The sequence below is a fragment of the Arthrobacter cheniae genome (assembly GCF_003602275.1).
Classification (GTDB): domain Bacteria; phylum Actinomycetota; class Actinomycetes; order Actinomycetales; family Micrococcaceae; genus Arthrobacter_D; species Arthrobacter_D cheniae.
In genome coordinates this window covers 1-1,428 of record NZ_QZVT01000035.1, presented here as the reverse complement: position 1 = coordinate 1,428, position 1,428 = coordinate 1, and the positions used below count along the sequence as shown (strand labels likewise).

Here is a 1,428-nt window from a genome sequence, read left to right as displayed (position 1 = left end):
GTGAACTGCACCCCAAAAGTTGGACTGGCTTAGCAAAGGTTAGGCCGCGAGGGCTTGGGTTCGGTATTGCACCGGGCTCAGGCCCTCGAGCTTTGTTGAGATCCTTTCGGTGTTGTACCAGTGGATGTAGTCGTGCAGTGCTGCGGTCAGTGCGTCGGTGCTGAGGAATCGGGTGTGGTGGAAGAGTTCTTCTTTGAGGTGTCCGAAGAAGTTCTCCATGACGGCGTTGTCGTAGCAGTTAGCCTTCCGCGACATTGATTGGGTCGCGCCGGCTGTCCGGAGCAGGCGCCGCCATGAGGGGTGCTGGTATTGGAAGCCCTGGTCCGAATGCACCAGCGGTTCCTGCCCGCCCTCAAGCGTTGCGAGGGCTTGGCGCAGTGAGCTGTTGGTGAGTTCCAGGTTCGGTGACGAGCGGATGGAGTAGGAGATGATCTGCCGGTTGAAGAGATCCATAACCGGTGAGAGGTACAGCTTCCGGTCGTCGACCCTGAACTCGGTCACGTCGGTGACCCACTTTCGGTTAGGAGCGTCCGATTCAAACTGGCGGTCCAGCAGGTTCGCAGCAACCGTTCCCTGCTCGCCTTTGTAAGAGTTGTAGCGTTTCTTCCGTCGGACCTTACAGACCAGCCGCAGCGACCTCATCAGCTTCAGCACGGTTTTTCTCGCAACCGTCCACCCTTGCCTGAGCAGCTGGGCGTGAATGCGGCGGTGCCCGTACCTGCCATGGTTCTTCTCGAAGATCTCCGTGATCGCGGCCTTGAGTTCCTGTCGCGGATCAGGCGCCCGGAGCCGGGCCTGGTGGTAGAAGAACGTCGACCGGGCAAGATCGGCGATCTGCAGCAGCACCGGAAGGGGAAAGTCGGCCTTGAGGGCGATGAGGGCTTGAACCCTCACTGTCATTCCTGGGCCCTCAAGGCCCGCAATTTTCCCAGGTAAGCCACTTCCGCCCGCAGCCGTTCGTTCTCCTGGCGTAACCGCTCCAGTTCAGGCAGCTCCGGCGACGGGAACTTAGGCTTTCGGGGTTTGCCGCGTGGCTTTGGACGTAACGCATCAGCACCATCACGGCGATAAACCCGCGCCCACGTCTCGAGCAGACGAGGCGAGGACAAACCTGCTTCCGCTGCAAGACTCAAACCAGTCTCGCCTGCGATGAACCGTTCGACCAAAGCGAGCTTGAATTCGAACGAGTACGACTGATACGTCGGTTTGGCCACCAGTGCTCCTTGACCACGGATCCTCCACCGTCGAAAGAGACGCTTCACCGGCCCGCGAGGCACCCCCAGCAAGCTGGCAGTCGCCGTATCCCCGACGCCCTTCTCAAACCACGCTACAGCGGCCTCGCGCTGAGCCTCAGACAACGAGCTACTCGCATACATGAACTGCTCCTCGGAAGTTAGATTTCTAGTCCAACTTTCGGGGAGCAGTTCA

2 protein-coding genes are annotated in these 1,428 nt (G+C 59.7%); both read right to left on the bottom strand.

Annotated features, from left to right (window positions below):
* Window positions 1-39: 39 nt before the first annotated feature.
* Window positions 40-894 (bottom strand): IS3 family transposase, encoded by an 855-nt coding sequence (locus D6T63_RS18830; RefSeq protein WP_220725996.1) that lies wholly within the window; start codon window positions 892-894, stop codon window positions 40-42.
* Between the two features lie 2 nt (window positions 895-896).
* On the bottom strand, window positions 897-1,428 hold a 532-nt coding region (locus D6T63_RS19635; protein WP_220725995.1), incomplete at its 5' end, for a helix-turn-helix domain-containing protein.